Source organism: Marinospirillum sp. (assembly GCF_014859565.1).
Genome location: NZ_JACUUA010000051.1, coordinates 1 through 20,778 on the forward strand (window position 1 = coordinate 1; position 20,778 = coordinate 20,778).

Consider the following 20,778-nt stretch of genomic DNA (forward strand, 5'->3'; position numbering starts at 1 on the left):
CGGTTATAAGACCCACGGTTAAAAGTTAAAACGCTCTGTTAAACAGGATACATGCAGTGATCGAAAATGACCGACTGATAGCCGCCACCGAGCAACCGCAGGATTACAGTCAAGATCATGCCATTCGCCCAAAACGTCTGGCTGATTACCGAGGGCAGCCGCAGGTTCGTGAGCAGATGGAAATTTTTATTGAGGCGGCGCGTGGTCGCAAGGAAGCGCTGGATCATACCCTGATTTTCGGGCCGCCGGGTTTGGGTAAAACCACGCTGGCGAATATTATTGCCAGTGAAATGGGTGTGGCGATCAAAAGCACCTCCGGTCCGGTGATGGAAAAAGCCGGTGATTTGGCCGCCATGCTGACCAATCTCAGTGAAGGCGATGTGTTATTCATTGACGAAATCCATCGCCTGAATCCTGCGGTGGAAGAAGTGCTTTACCCCGCGATGGAAGACTATCAGCTGGATATCATGATTGGTGAAGGCCCTGCGGCGCGTTCGATCAAGCTGGATTTGCCGCCGTTTACCCTAGTGGGTGCCACAACACGTGCCGGCATGCTGACTGCGCCGCTGCGGGATCGTTTCGGCATCGTGCAGCGTTTGGAGTTTTATTCCATCGCAGATTTGAGTTGGATCGTATCCCGCTCTGCTGGCTTGCTGGGTATTCCCATGGAACCCGGTGGTGCTGAAGAAATTGCCCGACGTTCTCGCGGTACTCCTCGCATTTCCAATCGTTTGTTGCGACGAGTGCGTGACTTTGCTGAAGTAAAATCCGATGGTTGCATCAGCTGTGAGCTGGCCGATCAGGCACTGAATATGCTGAACGTGGATACTCATGGACTGGATCACATGGATCGCCGGCTGTTATTGGCGATGATGGAAAAATTCGGTGGTGGCCCCGTTGGGGTGGACAGCCTGTCCGCAGCCATTTCAGAGGCACGGGATACCATTGAAGAAGTGCTGGAACCCTACCTGATTCAGCAGGGTTTTATGATGCGCACCGCACGCGGGCGTCAGGTGACGGAACTTGCATGGCAACATTTTGGTCTTAAGCAGCCGTAATGAATCTCAAGGTGACAGTATGAATCATTTTACTCTGCCTGTGCGGGTGTATTACGAAGATACCGATGCCGGTGGTATTGTTTATTATGTGAATTATCTGAAGTTCATGGAGCGTGGCCGCAGTGAATGGCTGCGTTCACTGGGGTTTGATCAATCCGTGTTGTCGGTGCTGTTTGTGGTGCGGGGGGTGGAAATCCGTTACGAAGCACCGGCACGGCTGGATGATCTGCTGCAAGTGCAGGTAGCCTTAAAAGAGTGTCGTGGTGCTCGTCTGGTGTTTGAGCAGCAGATACTGCGTGACGATGGGCTGGTGCTTTGTCTGGCGCAGGTGGAGGTGGCCTGTGTGGATCGTGACAGCTTGCGACCCTGTCGTTTGCCTGACACACTATTACACGGTTTGCCAAAACGGGATGCAGATATTGCTTAGGTTGTGCATCAGGTTTGGCTGTATAGGGTTGAATGAATAAAAATGGGTCAAGGCTTTTAAGGAGTCCAAGTGCAAGAGCTTACCTTCTGGAAAATGATTTTTGATGCCAGTTTCTTTATCCAGTTTCTGATGTTATGCCTGTTAGCCGGTTCGGTCATTTCCTGGGTGAGTATTTTTCAGCGTTGGCAGGTGTTTCGGCAGGCGCGGGAAGCCCATGAGGCGTTTCGTGAGCGTTTCTGGTCCGGTATTGAGCTGAGTGAGTTGTTTCGTAATACTGATCCACATGAAGCTCAGGGTGCTGAACGCATCGTTTTTTCCGGATTCAAGACGTTTAATCGTATTCGCCAGAAAACCAGTGATGTCCAGCCGATTTTGGAAGGTGTGGAGCGTTCCATGCGGATTGCGATTGCGGAAGAGCAGGATCGTTTGCACTCGGGTTTGCCATTACTGGCGACCATTGGTTCAGTTAGTCCGCATATTGGCCTGTTTGGTACGGTATGGGGCATCATGGAAGCCTTTAAAAGCCTGGCGGGTGTACAACAAGCTACCTTTGCGGTGGTGGCACCCGGCATGGCAGAAGCCTTGATGACCACTGCGATGGGGCTGTTTGTGGCGATTCCTTCAGTGATTGCTTACAACCGTTATGTCACATCCAGCGAAAGTCTGCTGAATCACTATGAAAACTTTGCAGACGAGTTTTCCGGCATCTTGCAACGCAGTCTGATCGTGAAAAAAGCGGACTAAGAGGCCCCTATGCCAAAACAAAGGTTTCGCCGCAGCCATCCCAAACCACCGATTGCTGAAGTGAATGTGCTGCCTTACATAGACGTGATGCTGGTTTTACTGGTTATTTTTATGATTACAGCACCCATCCTGACTCAGGGGGTGGATGTGGAACTGCCTCAGGTGACTTCTGAACCGATTAAGAGTGATCCAGACAAGGAACCGCTGGTGGTTTCTCTGGATGCCGATGGTCGTTATTACCTTGAAATGGGTGCAGATTCCAAAGAGCCGCTGGCGCTGGTTGCGGTAGTTGAACAGGTTGCTCGCATCAGGCGTCAAAACCCTGAAGTTCCGGTACTGGTGCGGGGTGATCGCCGAGTTGCTTATGGTGAAGTTGTGATACTGATGAGTGAACTTCAGAATGCCGGCATCACTCAGGTGGGTCTGATTTCCAGACCGCCGGAAAATCCTTAGGGAGCGCGGGTGAGACCAGCGAATTTACCTCTTTCGGTCAGTCTGGCGCTTGCAGTGCACCTGATTGCACTGGTGCTGCTGTTCTGGCAGGGTTCAGCCAGTCGGGAGCGCAGTGCACCACAGCCTCAGCAGGAAATTATCCGTACCCGAATTGTGCAGGAAGATCCGGCGGTGGCTCGTCGTCAGGCTGCTGATGAGCAGCGCCGTCAGCAGCAGGAGGCTGAACGCCAGCGTCAAGCTGCTGAACAACGTCGTCAGGCTGAATCCCGCCGTCAACAGGTAGAACAGCAGCGCCAGCGTCAAGCTGCTGAACAGCGTCGTCAGGAAGAAGCCCGCCGTCAACAGGTAGAGCAGCAACGACAGGCAGAGCTTCAGCGGCAGCAGGAAGCCCAGCGCCAGGCCGAGGCAGCAAAGCAGGCAGAGGCCGCACAGCAGTTACAATTACGACGCAGACAAGAGGAAGAGCAACGTCAGCGTACTGAGGCAGAGCGACTGCGCGCAGAAGAAGAGGCCGCTCGCAGGAGGGTGGAGCAGCGGCGTCAGCAGGAACAGGAACAACAGCGTGCTGAAGAAGCCCGTATCCGTAATGCTTCAGAGCGTGCCAGAGAGCAAGCTCGTGCTGAACAGGCGGAAAAGGATGCCGAAGCCATTGCCAGTATGAAGACTATTATTTTTGATTTGATTTCAAGGTACTGGACAAGACCGCCCGGGGTTAGCAGTGACATGGAAACCCATATCCAGATTCGGCTGATGGGAACTGGTGAGCTGGCTCCCGGTGGTATAAGAATTATCCGTCCCAGTGGCAATACGGCATTTGATCGTTCGGCACAACAGGCTATAGAACGAGCGGCTCCTTTTCCCTTGTTGCAACTGGAACCAAGACAGCGTGACCAGTTCAGAGAGATTGTACTGGAATTTACACCCGAGGATTTAACCCTGTGATCAGTATTCGTCACTATTTTGCGACCGCTTTGTTATTACTGGCATTGTTGTTAAGCACCTTGGCAGATGCCAGCCTAACCATCAGAATTACCAAAGGCAGTGATCAGACCACTCCGGTAGCCATAGTGCCTTTTGCCTGGAAGGGGCAAGGTGGCTTGCCAGAGGATGTTGCCAGAATTGTATCGGATAACCTGGAGCGCACAGGTCTGTATCGGGCGTTACCCAGAGAAGATCTAGTCAGTTTGCCAACCACCGGCGCTGAAGTTGTTTATCGTGACTGGCGGCTGTTGAAGGTAAACTACCTGCTGGTTGGCAGTATCGAACCATCAGGTAATGATGCTCTGGTCATCCGTTATGAGCTATTTGATGTGGTTAGCCAGCAGCGGGTTTTTGGCGAAACTGTCAATGGCAGGATTGCCGATCTGCGCTCCCGTGCACATTTTGTCAGTGATCGGGTCTATGAAAGACTGACAGGGCAGAAGGGTATATTCTCAACCCGGATTGCTTATGTCACGGCAGAGCGGGATCGTCAGGCCAGCACTTACCGACTGCATGTTGCTGATGCGGATGGACAGCGCTCACGGACTATTCTGACCTCCAGGCAGCCGATTCTATCGCCTGACTGGTCGCCGGATGGTAAACAGCTGGCTTATGTGTCTTTTGAAACCGGTCGACCTGGAATATTTGTACAAGAGTTGGCCACAGGTCAGCGTTATCAACTGACTAACTTTACTGGTTTGAATGGATCACCCTCTTGGTCGCCGGATGGTAGGCGCATAGCAATGACCTTGTCACGTGATGGTAATCCTGAAATTTATATTTACAACCTGGATAACCGTCGATTAACAAGGGTGACTCACCATTACGCGATAGATACAGAACCTTCATGGTCACCGGATGGAAAACATCTTATTTTTACTTCAAGTCGCAGTGGTGGTCCGCAGATATACCGCATCAATCTGGCTAATGGTGATGTTGATCGAGTCAGTTTTGACGGCAATTATAATGCCCGTGCTCGCTACTCACCGGATGGTAAAGAGATTTTTATGGTTCACAGAGACTCTGGAGGTGGACTATTCAGCATTGCAGCGCTTAATATAGCGACAGGTCGAATGCGCACACTGACTACTTCTCCTCTGGATGAGTCGCCCAGTGTTGCGCCCAACGGTGCCATGGTTATTTATGCATTAATGCGTGGCAGCAAAGGGGTGCTGGGTGTGGTTTCAACCGATGGAAGGATTGAATATGAACTTCCAGCTGATCGGGGTGATGTCCGTGAACCTGCCTGGTCACCTTTTCTGAATTGATGGAATTTTAACCAAGCTAGTTAAAGTAGCAACCTGAACAGGCTCGGCTTTGAGTCATTTAAAGTAAGACCAAAAAGGTAATGGGAGAAAATGATGGAAATGATGAAATACAGCAAGGCTTTTGCACTGGCAGCCGTGTTTGCACTGGTTGCAGGTTGTGGTGGTGGCGCAACAACAGCCGAAGAAGCCAGCGAAGATATTGTTGCTGATGAAGTGATGAGTGCTGATGAAGTGATGAGTGCTGATGAAGTGATGAGTGCTGATGAAGTTGTGAGTGCTGATGCTGCATTCGCTGAGTCAGCTGAAGATGCACGTGGCGCTGCTGCTTCTGCCATGGATTCTGTGACTATCCCTAATGTAAAAACCGTCTATTTTGATTTTGACAAGTCCAACATCCGTAGTGAGTTCTACAATGTGCTGAATGGTCATGCGGCTTACCTGATGGCTAACCCTAATGCTAAAGTGGTACTGGAAGGCCATACCGATGAGCGCGGTACTCGTGAGTACAACATGGCACTGGGTGAGCGTCGTGGTGTATCCGTACAGCGTTACCTGAGCCTGCAGGGTGTTTCCAGCAGCCAGATGGAAGTAGTCAGTTATGGTGAAGAACGTCCAGCTGTACGTGGTCAGACTCGTGAAGCCTATGACAAAAACCGTCGCGTAGAAGTAAAATACCGTTAATGGCGGGAGTGATCTGACGTGAAGGAATTTAATCTTTCCCGTAAGATCAAACAGAATGTGGGGGCTCTTGGAGCCCCCCGTTTTGTTTTTGTCTTACTGGGCAGTCTTATTTTGAGTGCTGCAGGGTTTTCCAGCCAGCTGTTGGCAGATAATCGTAATCCGGCAGTGATTAATGCTGAAATCATCATGCAGATGGAGCAACTGCAACATGAGTTGCAGACACTGCGCAACAAGGTTGAGCAGCAAGAAAACAGCCTGACGCGGATGCAGGAAGATCAGCGTAACCGTTATCTGGATCTGGATCAGCGTGCCCAGGAACACAGTCGTAGACTGAATGCACTGGAAGAAGTGCGTCCTGCTACCACCATACCAAATCCGGCAACACCTGCAGCAGTTTCACCTGCATCTGAAACACGGGCGCCAGCTACCCCAGCAGCAACCATTTCGCAGAGTGATCGTGATGCCTATAACAAGGCCTATGAATTGGTGCCGGAGCGGCGTTTTGAAGAAGCCATCACTGCTTTCCAGGGTTTTATTCGCCAGTATCCAGAATCACGGCTGGTTGGTAATGCCTACTACTGGATTGGTGAAATTTATATGGCTCAGAACCGAACTCAGGATGCCGAGAAGATGTTTGATGCGGTTGTCCGTCGTTATTCTGACAGCTTTAAAATTGCGGACAGTAAATATAAACTGGGTCTGATTTACGCTCGTTATGGTGATGAAGCCAAGGCGCGTGAAACCATGATCGGCATTGTGCGTGACCACCCCCGTGAACCTGCTGCTGATCTGGCACGCAGTTATCTGAGCCGCTGATTCATCTATTTCTGGATTTCTGCAATGTTATGTCAATTTGATTATCAATCGCCTGCCCAGCTCCTTAAAAACCGCATTATCCTGGTTACCGGTGCGGGTGCCGGAATTGGTCGAGTAGCAGCTAAAACCTTTGCTGCACAGGGTGCTACTGTGATTCTGCTGGGGCGAACCATCAGCAAACTGGAAGCGGTTTATGATGAAATCCTGGCGCAAGGTAGTCCCGAACCGGCAATTTATCCACTGAATCTAGAAGGTGCCAGTTGGCCGGATTACCAGGCTATGGCTGATCGTTTGTACGAAGAGTTTGGCCGTTTGGATGGTGTTTTACATAATGCCGGTATTCTGGGACGCATCAGCCCGGTGCAGTCTTATAATCCGGAGCTGTGGCAGCAGGTAATGCAGGTTAATTTTAATGGCCCGGTAATGATGCAGCAGGCAATCACTGCTTTGCTGGCAGAGTCGGAAGATGCCTCGGTGATTTTCACTTCATCATCGGTAGGTCGCAAGGGCAAGGCCTTCTGGGGTGCTTATGCTGCCTCCAAGTTTGCAGTGGAGGGTTTTTCCCAAGTGCTTGCGCAGGAACTGGAGAATACCACGTCCATTCGGGTGAATACCCTGAACCCTGGTGCAACACGTACACAAATGCGTTGTGATGCCTACCCGGCAGAAAACCCTTCTACAGTACGAGCACCGGAAGAAATTATGGGTACTTACCTGTATTTGATGGGGGCGGATAGCAAGGGAATCACCGGTCAGATGTTTAACGCCCAACCGGATCTTTGATCAGACCGGGAATCCAGGGTGCTTTTCCATAATCTGTTTCAGCAGTTTATCAAGGCGTGGATCCTGTGGATCCAGCGCCTTGCGAATGTCCAGCTGTTCATCCTCTGCCAGATCAATAAATTCCTGCACTTCCAATGGCTCCAGAGAACCTGAGGTGAGTAGTCGCACCTGCGGGTTCAGACGTTGATCCGGGTGGGTGGCATGTACGACTGCCAGTGCCCCAGTATTTAACTCCACCAGGCAGCCGGGTGGATAAACCCCCAGGCTCTGAATAAACTTCTCTACCAGCCGGGCATCAAAATCATGGAAGCGCCAGCGATACAGCTGGCCGAGTGCTTTTGGTGGAGAGAGTGCCTGACGATAACTACGGTTGCGAGTCAAGGCTTCGTAGACAGAAGTAATAGCCACCATCCGTGATAAAAAACTGATGGTTTTGCCTTTTAGTCGATCTGGGTAACCCTCACCATTGGTGCGCTCTTGATGATGAAGCACAATATCCAGAGTATCTTCATCAAAATGACTCTGTTGTTTCAGGTAGTCATAACCACGGCTGGGATATTGACGAATCATCTCCTTTTCATCTTCAGATAAGGGTTCAGTTTTGTTCAGCACCTCAACAGGGACCTTTAACAACCCGACCGGGTGCAGTAGAGCACCCATGCCCAATGGCAGCAGTTGATCCTGTCGCAGGCCAATGTGTTTGGCAAATACCAGGCTCAGAACAGCAACATTCACTGCCTTGAAAACCAGTTCATCCTGGTGTTCCCTGAGTAGAGCCAGATACACCATACTTTTGCTGTCGTGAAGTACGGACTCCATCAGATCCTGCAGAACGGTGCGCATCCGTTTTTGTTGCAGGGCATTGCCCATACGGATATCACTCATCACCCGATCCATCTGGGTACGGAGGTTCAGATAGAGTTTACGGGCTTCCAGCAGGGTTTCATGGCTGACTGGAATGTCGGAAAGGAAGCTGCTGCGATTGGCATCAATATAAACATAACGACAAACCGAACCCAGTCGATCAGGCTGCTGGCTGCTGAAAACAAAACCGCAGGTTTCAAAGCTGCCTTCATTGACGTCACTGTCCAGACGGCAGATCCACATGCCGTTTTTTAACTCGTTGACAGGGACTTTCTGATAATTCGGTTTTTCACCCATCCTGGTTCCGGTTACATGCTGTGTCTAAGTATCTGTAATAAGCAGGTTTTCAGTTACATTTTATCAGAAAACGACACAGTTCAAAGCATTAAAGCATCTTAAGCCAATAATAACAGCCTATTACTGCCAGAGTTGCTCGGCCTCCGGTGACGTCAGGATAGCTTGAACCAGGGCACGGGTGATGGCGCGGAGTCTGCTATCCACCTGAGCATCCACCACATTGTTCTGTGTGGCTCGGCGTACCAGGATCACCTGATTGTTCTTATGTGCCTCAGCAACAATGCGTAGATTGTAAATTTTGATGCCGGATATTTCGGTGACAAAATCTTGCTCTACCTCCAGTTTGATGACTTGAGGGGAGGCTGCGGCATATTGAATATTGAAGCTACCAAACACTCTCCGGGCCTCATTGATCAAGTTCTGATCAGTGGAGTTGATCAGTTGTATTGCCACACTGCCATCCCGTTCCGGCACCAGTGACAGCGGAATACGCCGCCGCTCTCCTGCTGAAAAAAACAGCTGGCCGCGTTGATTGTGAAAGCCGGAAGCGCTGGCCTGGTAGCTGTAATTGCCGGGTGGTATCAGCTGCATCTCACCAGAGCGCAGATCAAACTCTCCCAGCCGGATTTTTGTATCACTGGGCTGGGTTTCAAATGTGACCTGCGCAAAATTTAAATAACGGTAAGCCAACTGGCGTATCTGATCCGCTTGCTGGGTGGTGGTGCTGGCAGTGTTGCTGGGCAGATAAGCAGAAAAAGCCATCAGAAATACAGCCTTGTCCTGTAGTGTCAGAATTTCATTACGGCTCAGAGTTGCCAGATCAACGCGGATTTCTCGTAATAGCTGCTCAGCTGTGCGTTGAATGGCTGCAGTGTCCAGGCTGGCTCTGACCAGCAGAGAGCCATCCACTGATCGGGGTTCGGAATACACCACACCTTGAAAATAACTGTTGGATTCAATCCTGATACGGTTCTGGATGCTGTCCGTGACCTCGGCACCTTCCAGGCGTGTGATGCTTTCCATATCCGAGCGGATGCTGGAGAGCACCGTTTGTGAAAGCTCCTGCAGGGCGGCTTCACGGGCGCTGATGACATCCTTGCCATAACCTTCAGCACTCAGGGTCGTTGCCACAGCGGGAGTGCTCAGCAGTAGAGCCATAAAAAGTATCAGCAACACACGCATCATAACGCCCTGTTTTTATTGAATGATAATGTCATCAGAATCAGTGTAACCCACTTTGATAATCAGGAAGGCACCACTATCCATCACACGGAAAATTTTGCCTGGCCCCCGCCAGTTGTCCTCCAGCTCAAACAGTAGATCCATTACATCACGGGTTTTACAGGTCAGGATGTAATCAAAACTGCTGCTGCCAGCCGCATTTCGGCGGACTTGATGGCACACCTGGTTAAACAGTTGATGAATGGGGCGGCTGATATCACCCATCTCCGGTGTGGCACTGGCCACCACCTTGAATGAGCGACCCTGAGTGGCTTCCTGTTGCCAGGAGCGGCTGATCTGACCAAGTAACTTACTGGCAGCATCATTGGCTGCTTCACCACTGATAGCACCACTGCCAGCTACAGCGCGTTCACTGGAATAACCTGTTGCAGCACCCAGCTGGGCGCTGGTGGCGGTGTAATAGGCGGTGGCAGTCACCGCAGACTGAGAGATTTCTGTACCTGCCAGATTTCGGGTCGCAATCTGATTATCCAATGCAATATAAATATCACTGCCGGTCTGTAACGCCAGCAGGTAACTGGGATCCAGCGTACCACTCAAGGCCGCTGCCTGCTGTACCTGCTTGTTGATGGCACGACTGGCTTCCACTACCACTACCTGAAAACCACGTCGCTGCAGGTATTCTGCAAATACGGTGGCAGCCTGGGTAGATGCTTGGGAAGAATCTGCAGTGATAATGGAAATCTGTGGATTACTGACCTGACTGGCCAGAGTGGTGATACTACTGATTACACCGCGGCTGATCAGATCCGCTCGTAATTGATCCATATTGATGCGGTAATTGCGCTCAATCCTGATCTGCTGGTTATCTTCTCTGCGACTGAGCACGTCACTTTCATAGGTGATGTATTGCATCACATTGGTGTACAGGTCTTTTTCGTGGTTGCGGAATGCCTGTTGACTGGTTTGATCTGCCAGAAGCGGATTATTACTGCCCAACAGCACAAACCAGAGAGCAGCCTTGCGGGCATCATCCCTTGCGGTTGCCATTGAATGCCCCAGCCCGGTGGTGCGTACCAGCAGTTCAGCAGCAGAGTAGGATTCCACCAGTACAACCTGTCGGGACAAGGGCGGGTCACCCGGTTCCGGGGTGGGGTGTTTGTTTTTAGAGCTGGCACAACCAGTAAGCAGTAAAAGCGCCAGCAGATAGATCGTAAATCGGAATAACATGATTTTCTCCGGAATTAAAAAGACTGGTGGCTGATGGTGTCACGTAACTGATTACACTGCTGGCTGGGTTTTTTTATCAGCCAGGCGTAAGGGCCAGCAAAACCCAGATGCATGGCAAAACCCAGTGTCAAGGCGGCACCACCCAGTAGGTCGCCATCAATTTCCCCCGTATCTTTGTATTCAGCCCGTGTGGTGAGAGGTTGGTTGTAGGCTGCCTTCAGAAAAATACGGCTGTTGGGAGTGAAGTGGTATCCCAGCTCTGCAGAGGGGATCAGGTTAAAGCTGCTGACAGATAACTGTTCATCCATTGTGCGGTCTTCAAAAGTGTAACTCTCAACACTGAAACCCCCACCCAGAGCCGAATAAAACCCGTGTGACAAGGCCCAGTGCTTTTCCATGCCAAGATAAAATCTGACGGCTCCCTCTGCTTGCAGATGGCTGAAAGTGCTCTCTGTGGGGTCATCTGCAGCACCAAACCCCAGCCCCATGTTTAACCACCAGCCGGATAATGAAGGGTTGTTGCGCAGGTAGCCCAGATTGCCACTGAACCCTAGTTCCAGAAACTGAGCACCACCGGCACCTGTTTCCTGGCCTTGCAGTTCCAGTCCCAGTTGACTGTCAGTTAATCCCAAGGTGGCAAAAACACCTGTCCAGGGGTGCTCAACCGCTAGATCAGCTTCATCAACCCTGCCTTTGATCAGTCGGGCATAACTCAGGCTGCGCTGTTCAGGCGGTAGAGCAAGACAGCTATTCCCAGTTTGATAAACCTGTCCCCAGCCTACCTGACGTTCACGGCTGTTAATGATCCGGTTAAAAGTGAAGGGTTGATCCACACGAATATTTTCCTGATTACCCACAGCCAGCTCAATGGCTGAAGCGCGTGATCCAAGAACCGGGGTCACCACAGCAAAAGCACGATATTCCTTAAGCTGGGTGCTCAAGGCAATGGCTGAGTCTCTGAAAGAGGTGGCAAAGGCTTGATCAAAAATGTTCTGGGCATTACGGCTGGATGGTAAAAACAAGGTCTCCACCGAAGCGGAAGATGAAGCACTTTGTGCCAGCGCATCAAGACCAAGTGATGTGTTGGTATTCAGATTCAGCAAGGGTTGAAACTCTTTGCCGTTATACTGGTAAACCAGCATTCGAGTTCTGGCTGGAGCATTGATGCTGGTGGAGTAAACAATGTATTTACTGCCGTCATAACGGGTTCTTTCAACCTGGCGAATGGTGATGCCACCCTGCATCCTTGGCAGATAAAAACCAAACGCATAACTGGAAGAAATTAACCCTTCCAGCACCACCGCAGGCATCCCGGTGGCTCTGGCTTGTTCACGTAAAAAAGTACCACGTTCCTGGGCGTTCATTTCCAGATAACGGGCTTCTGCTGCAGTTGCCAGAATCTGCTGCATCTGTGGAGTAATATGAGTGTTCAGGTAAGTCTGCAGGCGTTGTTGATAGTCACTGAAAGATGTTGGGTCAGAGGCTATGGGAGGGATGTTGTTGCTCAGAGGTAAATCGGTGAATACCTGCGTTGCTGTAGAGAAGCGTGCCGTCTGGCCTTCAAAAACCATCTGGTCGTAACGTGATGGAATCAAAAATGCCAGATTGTCCGCCAGCAGGGCATCTGCGGTGGATTGATCCAGGCGAACTGACCAGCTTCCGATAGGTACACACACTTGTTTGAGGCCACAATAAACCACCGGAAAACTCAGGCGGTGGGTTTCCAGGCCGAGAACTGAAATACCTAAAACGGCTTGGCGCTCACTGGCTGCAACACTGGTATCTGCGGTCACCAGACCTATCCTGTCACTGGTTTGTGCGATGACAGGCCAGTGAATCAGGCTTAGACACACAAGCAGCAAGCCAAGAATCTGATGTCGTTTTACCGGGTGGCTAACCATGCTGTGGATTCCCTGAAAGCCTGAGTCGATCTCGGATGGTATCATAAGAAACAAAGGGCAGAATTGACCAGCCCCATCTGAACGCTGTGGAGGATTGATGAACTCACCTTTTGTTGTGCATTCACGTTACCAGCCCGCCGGGGATCAACCCACGGCCATTGCCCAGCTGGCGGATGGTCTGGAGCAGGGGCTGGCACACCAGACTTTGCTGGGTGTAACCGGCTCCGGTAAAACCTTCACCATGGCCAAGGTGATTGAGGCGGTGCAACGCCCGACGCTGGTGATGGCACACAACAAAACTCTGGCGGCGCAGCTGTACGGGGAGTTCAAACAGTTTTTCCCTAATAACGCGGTGGAATACTTCGTTTCCTACTACGACTATTACCAGCCGGAAGCCTATGTGCCTTCCAGTGATACCTTCATTGAGAAGGATGCCGCCATCAATGAACACATTGAACAGATGCGTCTGTCGGCCACCAAAGCACTGCTGGAACGGGATGACACCATCATTGTTGCCACCGTGTCCTCTATTTATGGTCTGGGTGATCCATCTGCTTACCTGAAAATGGTGGTGCATCTGGATCGCGGTGAAAAAATGAACCAGCGCCAGTTATTACGGCGTATGGCAGAGCTCCAGTACACCCGTAATGACATCGACCTGCGTCGTGCCACTTTTCGGGTGCGGGGTGATGTGATTGACATCTATCCGGCAGAATCCGAGTTTGAAGCAGTGCGGGTCGAGCTGTTTGATGATGAAATTGAACAGATCAGCCTGTTTGATCCACTGACCGGCGAAGTGCTGCGCAAGGTGCCGCGTTACACCATCTACCCAAAAAGCCATTACGTGACCCCACGTGAGACCATCCTGCAGGCGGTGGATCACATCAAGGATGAACTGCGGCTGCGGCTGGATTACCTGCGTAAACACGACCGGCTGGTAGAAGCCCAGCGGCTGGAGCAGCGCTGTCTTTATGATATCGAAATGATGGTGGAGCTGGGTTACTGCAACGGCATCGAAAACTACTCGCGTTACCTGTCTGGGCGCGATCCGGGGCTGGCTCCGCCGACTTTTTTTGATTACCTGCCGGGTAATGCCATGCTGATGATTGATGAATCCCATGTAACGGTGCCGCAGATCGGTGCCATGTACAAGGGTGACCGTTCCCGCAAGGAAACCCTGGTGGAATACGGCTTCCGCCTGCCTTCCGCACTGGATAACCGCCCGTTGCGCTTTGAAGAGTGGGAGGCTTTGGCGCCACAGATGATTTTTGTTTCTGCCACACCCTCCACCTATGAAGCGGAACATACCGGACAGATCGTGGAGCAGGTGGTGCGTCCCACAGGTCTGCTTGATCCACTGATTGAGCTGCGCCCGGCAAAAAATCAGGTGGATGACCTGCTGGGTGAAATCAACAAGGTGGTTGCTACAGGTGATCGGGTGCTGGTGACCACTCTGACCAAACGCATGTCCGAAGACTTGACTGAATACCTGGCAGAACATGGTGTGCGGGTGCGTTACCTGCATTCGGATATAGATACGGTGGAGCGGGTGGAAATCATCCGTGATCTGCGTCTGGGTGAGTTTGATGTGCTGGTGGGTATCAACCTGCTGCGTGAGGGTCTGGATATGCCGGAAGTGTCACTGGTGGCGATTCTGGATGCGGATAAAGAAGGTTTCTTGCGTTCCGAACGTGCGTTGATCCAGACCCTGGGTCGTGCCGCACGTAATGTTAAAGGACGCGCTATTTTTTATGCGGATCGTGTGACCGGCTCTATGCAGCGCGCGATGGATGAAACCGAGCGTCGTCGTAACAAACAGATTGCTCATAACCTGAGGCTGGGTATCACCCCGGAAACCGTATTTAAATCCGTGCAGGATATTCTGGAAGGAGCTCAGGCACCCGGCAAGCGGGATCGTAAACAGGCACAGAAAAAAGTGGCTGAACCGGGTGCAGAATACAACCTCGGTCAGCCAAAAACTGCAGCTGAGTTTGACCGTTTGATGGCCAAACTCGAAGACGAAATGTTTGCTGCCGCCAAAAACCTGGAGTTTGAAAAAGCAGCCAGTCTCAGAGACCGGCTACAGGAGCTGCAGATCCAGAGGATACAGGTGTAAAACGATCATTCAGCCGATGCCTGATCCAGCTGTTTAACTCCATCACACTGCTGGCGATAAAATCGGCTCCCCAGTGTTGTGGCTGATCCTGCAGGCTGATGTAACCAAAACCGGCTACCAGTGTTTGCATTCCTGCACGGCGACCGGCTTCGATATCCCGAATATGGTCGCCCACATACAGGCACTGCTCTGGTGGCGTGGCCAGCTGACGGGCAGCAAACAATAGGGGGGCAGGATCGGGTTTGCTGACACCCAGGTCTTCTGGGCAAACCACTACACTGGGAAAAATTCGCAGCTCACGCAGCAGTAGATCAGTGTAAATGCGGGGTTTGTTGGTGACAATGCCCCAGGGAACCGGCTGGCGCTCGAACTCTTCCAACAGACTTTCCAGACCTGTAAAAAGGCGACTGTGTTCTGCCACTTTTTCCTGATAAAGATCCAGCAGACGTTGGCGCAATTCTGGCTGTTCGGGTTCACCCACCTTAATGCCAAAAGCCAGCTCGATCAAGGCATTGCCGCCATTGGAAACTTGATCACGAATCACCGGATAGGGGAGCTCGGGTTTGCCTTGTTCCTGCAGCAGGCGATTCAGCGCCAGAGCCAGATCTGGTGCGGTATCCACCAGGGTTCCATCCAGATCAAAAAGAACCGCCTGCAGCACAGGCGGCTTGGGTATGTCACTGTCCAAGCAAATAACCTCTTAAAGTTTTGCCATCATGGCTTGATAAAATCAACGCACCGGTTGCATCCCTGTCGAACCGACTAATGTTATTAAGAATACTGAAAAAACGCTGCTCCTGTTGCATCAGTGCTGGAGCACAAGCCATCTTGGTGGCTAGTGTTTGTCCAAAGTGAATGCCTTCACCACTGAGCTGATAACTGCCAGCATAACGATTGCAGGATGCCAGACCACTAAAACGGCCTTCTGCATCCATATGGAGACTGATGCGAGAAGAATCAATGATGCCTTTGCCGTTAATATCTTCAATGATCCATTCACCCAGCAGTAATTCCCGTGGATCACCCCCGCAACCTTGCAGAGATTCACCGTCAGTAATCACACTCACCTGCCAGGGGTAGGGCATAGCTGTCATTGAATCATGGCAAACAGCGGGGTTCAGTAAAGCAGTCACCTTGGATCGTTCACCGGCAGTCATGCGCAGTTGTTCGGAATCCTGCTGCTGGCGGATGGGTGCATAACGGATCTCTTGCCGATCATAACCACGGCTTAGTAACAGGCCGGAGTCATCAATGGTCAGCAACCACGGGGGTTCATTACCTCTGGCTTCAAAGGGCAGCTGCAGCGTGGCTTGCTGCTGAGAAGGGTCAGAGTCAGCAGGCAGGTTACTGCAAGCCGTGATCCAGGGCAGAAGAAAAACCGACAGCAACAGGCTGCCGGTGAAGGGTCTTAACACAACAGATTCCCCGAATTATTCAGGTTTGGTGCAACGCATCAGGTAATTCACCTGAACGTCGTGAGGGGTAAGTTTATAACGTTTGCTCAAAGGGTTGTAGGTCATACCCATAAGTTCAGTCATTTCCAGATCGGCTTCACGTACCCAATGACCCATTTCTGAAGGTTTGATGAATTTGCTGTATTCATGAGTGCCACGGGGCAACAGACGCATCAGGTATTCTGCACCCACTATGGCAAACAGGTAGGATTTTGGATTGCGGTTAAGGGTGGAAAAAAACACCTGGCCGCCGGGTTTAACCATGCGGGCACAAGCCTGAATCACCGCTGCCGGATCAGGCACATGCTCCAGCATTTCCATACAGGTCACCACATCAAACTGCTCTGGTGCCTCTTCTGCCAACTGCTCTGCTGTCATCTGCCGATAATCAATCTGCAGGCCGGACTCCAGCTGATGCAGGCGTGCAACCGACAAAGGTGCTTCACCCATATCAATGCCGGTCACCTGAGCACCACGCTGAGCCAGAGCTTCAGACAACAACCCACCACCACAACCGACATCGGCTACACGCTTGCCTGCCACAGCGGCTTGTTTGTCGATCCAGTTGGCACGCAGGGGGTTGATGTCGTGCAGGGGTTTAAATTCACTTTCTGGATCCCACCAGCGTGAAGCCAGGGCTTCAAACTTGGCAATTTCACCCGCATCCACGTTTTTGGGGCTTTCAGTTGTGCTCATGTACTTTTTCCTTCAGGAGAATGTGCCTGGATACGATCACACCAGCTGGCTGCGTCTTCACGCAGAGCGTCCAGATTGATGCCGCGCAGTTTACCATTGATCACCTGATGTTGTCCGTTCACCCAGACGTTTTGAACCTTGTCAGCCACGCGCCCATACACCAGTTGAGACAAAAGATGGTGCTGCGGCCAGCAATCCGGGCTGTTGAGTTGCAGGCTGCACAGATCGGCTGCAAATCCGCTGCGGATCTGTCCGGTACAAACCGGCTGACCCAGCGCCTTGCCTCCGTCTACAGTCACCATCTTTAAGGCTTCTGCAGCGGGCAGGGCAGCAGCATCATGATGCACCGCTTTAGCCAGCAAGGCCGCTGTCTGCATTTCTGCCCACAAATCCAGATCATTGTTGCTGGCCGCTCCATCGGTGCCCAGTGTGATGTTAACACCAGCCTGACGCATGGCTTCAACCGGGCAAAAACCACTGGCGAGTTTTAAGTTGGATTGAGGACAGTGCACCAGTGTGACCTGCTGTTCTGCCAGCAAACGGATTTCATCCGGGTTGATGCAAGTGACATGCACCGCCTGAAAATGTTCATTCAGCAAACCCAGCTGGTGTAACCGCTGAATTGGTCTTATACCGTTATCCTCAGTGGCTTGCTTCACTTCATCCGCTGTTTCGTGCAGATGCATCTGCACTTTTAATCCCAGATCCTGGTTTAATTCAACCAGGCGCTGCAGGGGTTCATCCGCAACCGTATAAGGTGCATGAGGGCCAAAAGCAATTCGGATTAATGGATGATTCTGATATTGCTGATGCAGCAGCAGGGTTTTATCCAGCGCATCATCAGCATTTTGTGACCAGGGGTTGGGGAGGTTAATAATTGGAGCACAAACCTGTGCACGTATCCCCAGTTCAGCAGCCACCTCGGCCACCACCTCCGGAAAAAAATACATATCACTGAAACAGGTGGTGCCATTCAGCAACATTTCGGCAATCGCCAGCCGTGTACCACTGCGCACAAACTCAGCGCTCATCCAGCGACCTTCTGCCGGCCAGATATGCTCCTGCAACCAGGTCATCAGGGGTAAGTCATCCGACATTCCGCGGAATAATGCCATGGCGGCATGACCGTGCAGATTGTGTAAGCCCGGTAATAGCAACTGGTCAGCAAGCTCCAGCGGTTGCAGGTGTGGGTAGGCAGCACCCGCGGCCTGTTGGGATAACACAGCAACAATCTTGCCTGCTGCCAACACCACCGCCTGATCCTGCAGGGGAACCAGTCCCTGATCCGCTGATGTTTCATCAAGAGTCAGCAACCAACGCGGAAAAAGCAGCTGATCGGCACGGGCGGCACAAGAAGTTTCAATCATGGGTTTTCTGCTCTGCTCTGGACACCTATACTGGCGCCCCTTTCTTAAACCGGATGCTTAAAGGATTCGATATGACACCTGATTCAATCAACAATGTAAAGCCACTGATCTGGCAAAATGCCGCTTTACAGGTGCTGGATCAGCGACTGTTACCACATCAGGAAGTCTGGATCGAATGCCGTAAGGTTGAGCAGGTAGTAGCCGCTATTCGGGATATGCAGGTACGCGGTGCACCGGCCATAGGTATTGCTGCAGCTTACGGCGTGGTGTTATCGGCTCGCCAGCGTTATGAAGCGGCACCCACGGACTGGAAACAACCCATGGAAGCAGACCTGGAAGCGCTGGCTGCATCACGCCCGACTGCGGTTAACCTTTGCTGGGCACTCAAACAAATGCGCAAACTGCTGGCTGGTTTAAGATCCGGGGATAATCCTGTTGAAGCCCTGCTGGCGGGTGCTCAGGCCATTCACCAGGCGGATCTGGAAGCCAACCACCTGATGGGGCGGCTGGGTGCAGAAATTATCGCTGCAGATCATGAACGTGGACGGGAAGTGATGACCCATTGCAACGCCGGAGCACTGGCAACAGCCGGTTATGGTACCGCACTGGGTGTTATCCGCTCGGCATGGAAACAAGGCCTGATCGACAAGGTGCATGTCAACGAAACTCGCCCCTGGTGGCAGGGATCACGCCTCACCGCCTGGGAGTTGGTGCAGGAAGGCATCCCCGCACAGCTGAATGTCGACAGCGCTGCCGCCCACCAGCTTAAAATTGCACCCATCAGCTGGGTGATTGTTGGTGCTGATCGAATTGCCGCCAATGGTGATGTGGCCAACAAAATTGGCACCTACCAACTGGCCGTACAAGCCCTGCACCACGGCGCTGGTTTGATGGTAGTGGCACCCACCAGCACCATCGACATGGACATGGAATCCGGTGACCTGATCGACATAGAAGACCGGGGCGCAAATGAAGTGCTGTATGCCGCAGGCCAACGGATAGCCGCTGATATAGAAGTCACCAACCCCGTTTTTGACGTGACCCCAGCAGACCTGGTGGATGTACTGGTGACAGAAAAGGGTGTTATCCATCGACCCAACCGCGAACAGCTGGAAAAACTCATGTCCCGCAAGGCAATGCACTGAGTTATAAGAAAAAAATAAAAAGGACTTGCTTTTAAGAATGGTGTCTCTATAATGCGCTCCTGTTGAAAGACAGGACTATAGCTCAGTTGGTTAGAGCGCTACCTTGACATGGTAGAGGTCTCCGGTTCGAGTCCGGATAGTCCTACCAAAATTCCTAGCAAAAACGGCTACTTAGATCATTGATCGGGTGGCCGTTTTTGTTTTTGTGGTTTGTTGGGTTCGGCTTCAGGGCTTCAATTGCAGTTCTGGATGAAGACCGGCGCGTGCAGCCAACATTAGCAGCATATCCAGGCTGAAGTCTTCCACCTTACCTTTGATCAGCCGTGAAACGCGTGGCTGAGTGATACCAAGGTGCTGGGCGGCCTCGGCTTGTGTCCAGCCCTGCTCTTTGAGTCGCTGAGCAGTACGGATCATCACATCGGCACGCAATTTCATGATCTCGGCTTCTGCGGTGTCGAAGCCAAGATCCATAAATACATTGCCGCTGCTTTCGGTGATTTTGATGTGGTTTTCGCTCATTTCAGTGCTCCAATCAGTTTTTTGTAGCGGCTTGCTGCCTCAATATCCTGCCTGGATGTCTTTTGTGTTTTCTTTCGCCCCTGTGCCGATGTTCTGCATGGGTTTGAAATCACTAGGCTCACCACCGTACTGCACCGTCATCAGCTCAAGACCCACTGTTTGCCGCACTGCTGTAGGCATGTCACGCATGTCTTTCAGGCTGGTATCGACGAATTTCAGTGGTTTCATTGCATGATTATTCAAGCTCTTGAAAGATTATGCAAGTACTTGTATGCAGGCTCGGCTGTTGTAAATTTGGAGCAGGCTAAGTGATGCAATACGTGTGTTATCACGGCGTGAGCAATCAATCTATGGTTCGTGACTTGTTGAACCGGTTTGCTCAAGCTGAACTCAAAATGATCCTGCAAGAAGAACTGATAGCCCTGGAAGAGCAGGAGGAGGTATCTCGTGCTGAGAGCACAGACCCAGTTAATCAGTTTATGGATATGAAAAAGCAGGCGTAACACTTAGAAACAGATGAGGCGAACCTGCTCAAAGAACCGCAACCCTCAAAGAGTACCAGAACAACCTGTTTTCCCTGTAATGTTTGCTGCTGACTGCTGATTGCAGCCTTGAATAGCATCTCGTATTATGCGATTAAAGATATTTATCATGGAGGTTGCATGAAGGGAAAAGTGGTTTCTTTTGTTGCTTCAAAAAAGTTTGGCTTCATCAAGGGAGAAGACGGAGAGAGCTACTTTCTGCCGGGCAGATTGTTGAGCGCCAAGGTGACTATGTTTTAAGCCTGAAAGGTAAT

22 protein-coding genes and 1 tRNA gene are annotated in these 20,778 nt (G+C 51.4%); 13 read left to right on the forward strand and 10 right to left on the reverse strand.

Features of this window, described 5'->3' with window-relative positions; all coding sequences use genetic code 11:
- Positions 1-56: 56 nt before the first annotated feature.
- The 9 genes from ruvB to IBX50_RS08760 all read left to right on the forward strand — a co-directional run bounded on the left by ruvB (position 57) and on the right by IBX50_RS08760 (position 7,211).
- Positions 57-1,058: a Holliday junction branch migration DNA helicase RuvB gene (gene ruvB / locus IBX50_RS08720; RefSeq protein ID WP_292255097.1), complete on the forward strand. Its 1,002-nt coding sequence runs from the start codon at positions 57-59 to the stop codon at positions 1,056-1,058.
- Between the two features lie 19 nt (positions 1,059-1,077).
- Positions 1,078-1,485: a tol-pal system-associated acyl-CoA thioesterase gene (gene ybgC, locus IBX50_RS08725; protein ID WP_292255099.1), complete on the forward strand. Its 408-nt coding sequence runs from the start codon at positions 1,078-1,080 to the stop codon at positions 1,483-1,485.
- A gap of 69 nt (positions 1,486-1,554) precedes the next feature.
- Complete coding sequence (tolQ, locus tag IBX50_RS08730; RefSeq protein WP_292255101.1) at positions 1,555-2,229, forward strand: protein TolQ; 675 nt, start codon at positions 1,555-1,557, stop codon at positions 2,227-2,229.
- 9 nt (positions 2,230-2,238) lie between these two features.
- Positions 2,239-2,682: a protein TolR gene (tolR, locus tag IBX50_RS08735; protein WP_292255102.1), complete on the forward strand. Its 444-nt coding sequence runs from the start codon at positions 2,239-2,241 to the stop codon at positions 2,680-2,682.
- A gap of 9 nt (positions 2,683-2,691) precedes the next feature.
- Entirely contained in the window at positions 2,692-3,624 is a 933-nt protein-coding gene (gene tolA / locus IBX50_RS08740) for a cell envelope integrity protein TolA (protein ID WP_292255103.1), read from the forward strand.
- Complete coding sequence (gene tolB, locus IBX50_RS08745) at positions 3,621-4,931, forward strand: Tol-Pal system beta propeller repeat protein TolB (RefSeq protein WP_292255104.1); 1,311 nt, start codon at positions 3,621-3,623, stop codon at positions 4,929-4,931. The genes tolA and tolB overlap by 4 nt, the downstream gene beginning before the upstream one ends.
- A gap of 90 nt (positions 4,932-5,021) precedes the next feature.
- Entirely contained in the window at positions 5,022-5,612 is a 591-nt protein-coding gene (gene pal, locus IBX50_RS08750; RefSeq protein WP_292255105.1) for a peptidoglycan-associated lipoprotein Pal, read from the forward strand.
- A gap of 18 nt (positions 5,613-5,630) precedes the next feature.
- On the forward strand, positions 5,631-6,428 hold the full coding sequence (gene ybgF, locus IBX50_RS08755; protein WP_292255108.1) for a tol-pal system protein YbgF: 798 nt from the start codon (positions 5,631-5,633) through the stop codon (positions 6,426-6,428).
- Positions 6,429-6,452: 24 nt separating this feature from the next.
- Positions 6,453-7,211: a YciK family oxidoreductase gene (locus IBX50_RS08760; RefSeq protein ID WP_292255110.1), complete on the forward strand. Its 759-nt coding sequence runs from the start codon at positions 6,453-6,455 to the stop codon at positions 7,209-7,211.
- Here IBX50_RS08760 and IBX50_RS08765 read toward each other — a convergent pair whose 3' ends face one another.
- From IBX50_RS08765 to IBX50_RS08780, 4 genes are all read right to left on the reverse strand, one after another.
- Positions 7,212-8,372: an HD-GYP domain-containing protein gene (locus IBX50_RS08765; protein ID WP_292255112.1), complete on the reverse strand. Its 1,161-nt coding sequence runs from the start codon at positions 8,370-8,372 to the stop codon at positions 7,212-7,214. It lies immediately after the preceding gene.
- A 120-nt stretch (positions 8,373-8,492) separates the two neighbouring features.
- Complete coding sequence (locus IBX50_RS08770; protein ID WP_292255113.1) at positions 8,493-9,557, reverse strand: hypothetical protein; 1,065 nt, start codon at positions 9,555-9,557, stop codon at positions 8,493-8,495.
- 12 nt (positions 9,558-9,569) lie between these two features.
- The gene (locus IBX50_RS08775) at positions 9,570-10,784 is read right to left on the reverse strand and encodes a DUF6175 family protein (protein WP_292255114.1); all 1,215 of its coding nucleotides are present in this window, start codon (positions 10,782-10,784) and stop codon (positions 9,570-9,572) included.
- A 14-nt stretch (positions 10,785-10,798) separates the two neighbouring features.
- Positions 10,799-12,577 carry a hypothetical protein gene (locus IBX50_RS08780; protein ID WP_292255116.1) on the reverse strand — a complete coding sequence of 593 codons (1,779 nt, stop codon included), beginning with the start codon at positions 12,575-12,577 and terminating at the stop codon, positions 10,799-10,801.
- Between the two features lie 205 nt (positions 12,578-12,782).
- Between IBX50_RS08780 and uvrB the strand changes: the two genes are divergently transcribed.
- A complete protein-coding gene (gene uvrB / locus IBX50_RS08785) occupies positions 12,783-14,801 on the forward strand; it encodes an excinuclease ABC subunit UvrB (RefSeq protein WP_292255117.1) in 2,019 nt (672 codons plus the stop codon).
- Here the strand turns inward: uvrB and IBX50_RS08790 are convergent.
- From IBX50_RS08790 to IBX50_RS08805, 4 genes are read right to left on the reverse strand one after another with little or no spacing between them, the layout of a single operon-like run.
- Positions 14,755-15,489: an HAD-IA family hydrolase gene (locus IBX50_RS08790; RefSeq protein ID WP_292255119.1), complete on the reverse strand. Its 735-nt coding sequence runs from the start codon at positions 15,487-15,489 to the stop codon at positions 14,755-14,757. The genes uvrB and IBX50_RS08790 overlap by 47 nt on opposite strands.
- Positions 15,479-16,216 (reverse strand): META domain-containing protein, encoded by a 738-nt coding sequence (locus IBX50_RS08795; protein WP_292255121.1) that lies wholly within the window; start codon positions 16,214-16,216, stop codon positions 15,479-15,481. Before IBX50_RS08795 ends, IBX50_RS08790 begins: the two co-directional genes overlap by 11 nt.
- Before the next feature lie 15 nt (positions 16,217-16,231).
- On the reverse strand, positions 16,232-16,951 hold the full coding sequence (ubiG, locus tag IBX50_RS08800; protein WP_292255122.1) for a bifunctional 2-polyprenyl-6-hydroxyphenol methylase/3-demethylubiquinol 3-O-methyltransferase UbiG: 720 nt from the start codon (positions 16,949-16,951) through the stop codon (positions 16,232-16,234).
- Positions 16,948-18,318, reverse strand: coding sequence for a TRZ/ATZ family hydrolase (locus IBX50_RS08805; RefSeq protein WP_292255123.1), 1,371 nt, complete (start codon positions 18,316-18,318; stop codon positions 16,948-16,950). Before IBX50_RS08805 ends, ubiG begins: the two co-directional genes overlap by 4 nt.
- Before the next feature lie 71 nt (positions 18,319-18,389).
- Here IBX50_RS08805 and mtnA point away from each other — a divergent pair, with 71 nt between their 5' ends.
- On the forward strand, positions 18,390-19,463 hold the full coding sequence (mtnA, locus tag IBX50_RS08810) for an S-methyl-5-thioribose-1-phosphate isomerase (protein WP_292255125.1): 1,074 nt from the start codon (positions 18,390-18,392) through the stop codon (positions 19,461-19,463).
- A gap of 71 nt (positions 19,464-19,534) precedes the next feature.
- Positions 19,535-19,611, forward strand: a tRNA-Val gene (locus IBX50_RS08815).
- Between the two features lie 77 nt (positions 19,612-19,688).
- Here the strand turns inward: IBX50_RS08815 and IBX50_RS08820 are convergent.
- Both IBX50_RS08820 and IBX50_RS08825 read right to left on the reverse strand, forming a co-directional pair.
- Entirely contained in the window at positions 19,689-19,982 is a 294-nt protein-coding gene (locus tag IBX50_RS08820) for a helix-turn-helix domain-containing protein (protein WP_292255126.1), read from the reverse strand.
- A 39-nt stretch (positions 19,983-20,021) separates the two neighbouring features.
- The gene (locus tag IBX50_RS08825) at positions 20,022-20,210 is read right to left on the reverse strand and encodes a hypothetical protein (RefSeq protein ID WP_292255127.1); all 189 of its coding nucleotides are present in this window, start codon (positions 20,208-20,210) and stop codon (positions 20,022-20,024) included.
- Positions 20,211-20,290: 80 nt separating this feature from the next.
- On the opposite strand from IBX50_RS08825, the gene IBX50_RS08830 reads away from it, so the two are divergent.
- Complete coding sequence (locus IBX50_RS08830; protein WP_292255129.1) at positions 20,291-20,485, forward strand: hypothetical protein; 195 nt, start codon at positions 20,291-20,293, stop codon at positions 20,483-20,485.
- Positions 20,486-20,778: the final 293 nt, after the last annotated feature.

Coding starts and splice junctions, on each gene's coding strand:
- ybgC (WP_292255099.1), top strand. CDS start 1,078: ATGAATCATTTTACTCTGCCTGTGCGGGTGTATTACGAAGATACCGAT.
- tolR (WP_292255102.1), top strand. CDS start 2,239: ATGCCAAAACAAAGGTTTCGCCGCAGCCATCCCAAACCACCGATTGCT.
- pal (WP_292255105.1), top strand. CDS start 5,022: ATGATGGAAATGATGAAATACAGCAAGGCTTTTGCACTGGCAGCCGTG.
- IBX50_RS08760 (WP_292255110.1), top strand. CDS start 6,453: ATGTTATGTCAATTTGATTATCAATCGCCTGCCCAGCTCCTTAAAAAC.
- IBX50_RS08765 (WP_292255112.1), bottom strand. CDS start 8,372: ATGGGTGAAAAACCGAATTATCAGAAAGTCCCTGTCAACGAGTTAAAA.
- IBX50_RS08770 (WP_292255113.1), bottom strand. CDS start 9,557: ATGATGCGTGTGTTGCTGATACTTTTTATGGCTCTACTGCTGAGCACT.
- IBX50_RS08775 (WP_292255114.1), bottom strand. CDS start 10,784: ATGTTATTCCGATTTACGATCTATCTGCTGGCGCTTTTACTGCTTACT.
- uvrB (WP_292255117.1), top strand. CDS start 12,783: ATGAACTCACCTTTTGTTGTGCATTCACGTTACCAGCCCGCCGGGGAT.
- ubiG (WP_292255122.1), bottom strand. CDS start 16,951: ATGAGCACAACTGAAAGCCCCAAAAACGTGGATGCGGGTGAAATTGCC.
- IBX50_RS08805 (WP_292255123.1), bottom strand. CDS start 18,318: ATGATTGAAACTTCTTGTGCCGCCCGTGCCGATCAGCTGCTTTTTCCG.
- mtnA (WP_292255125.1), top strand. CDS start 18,390: ATGACACCTGATTCAATCAACAATGTAAAGCCACTGATCTGGCAAAAT.
- IBX50_RS08820 (WP_292255126.1), bottom strand. CDS start 19,982: ATGAGCGAAAACCACATCAAAATCACCGAAAGCAGCGGCAATGTATTT.
- IBX50_RS08825 (WP_292255127.1), bottom strand. CDS start 20,210: ATGAAACCACTGAAATTCGTCGATACCAGCCTGAAAGACATGCGTGAC.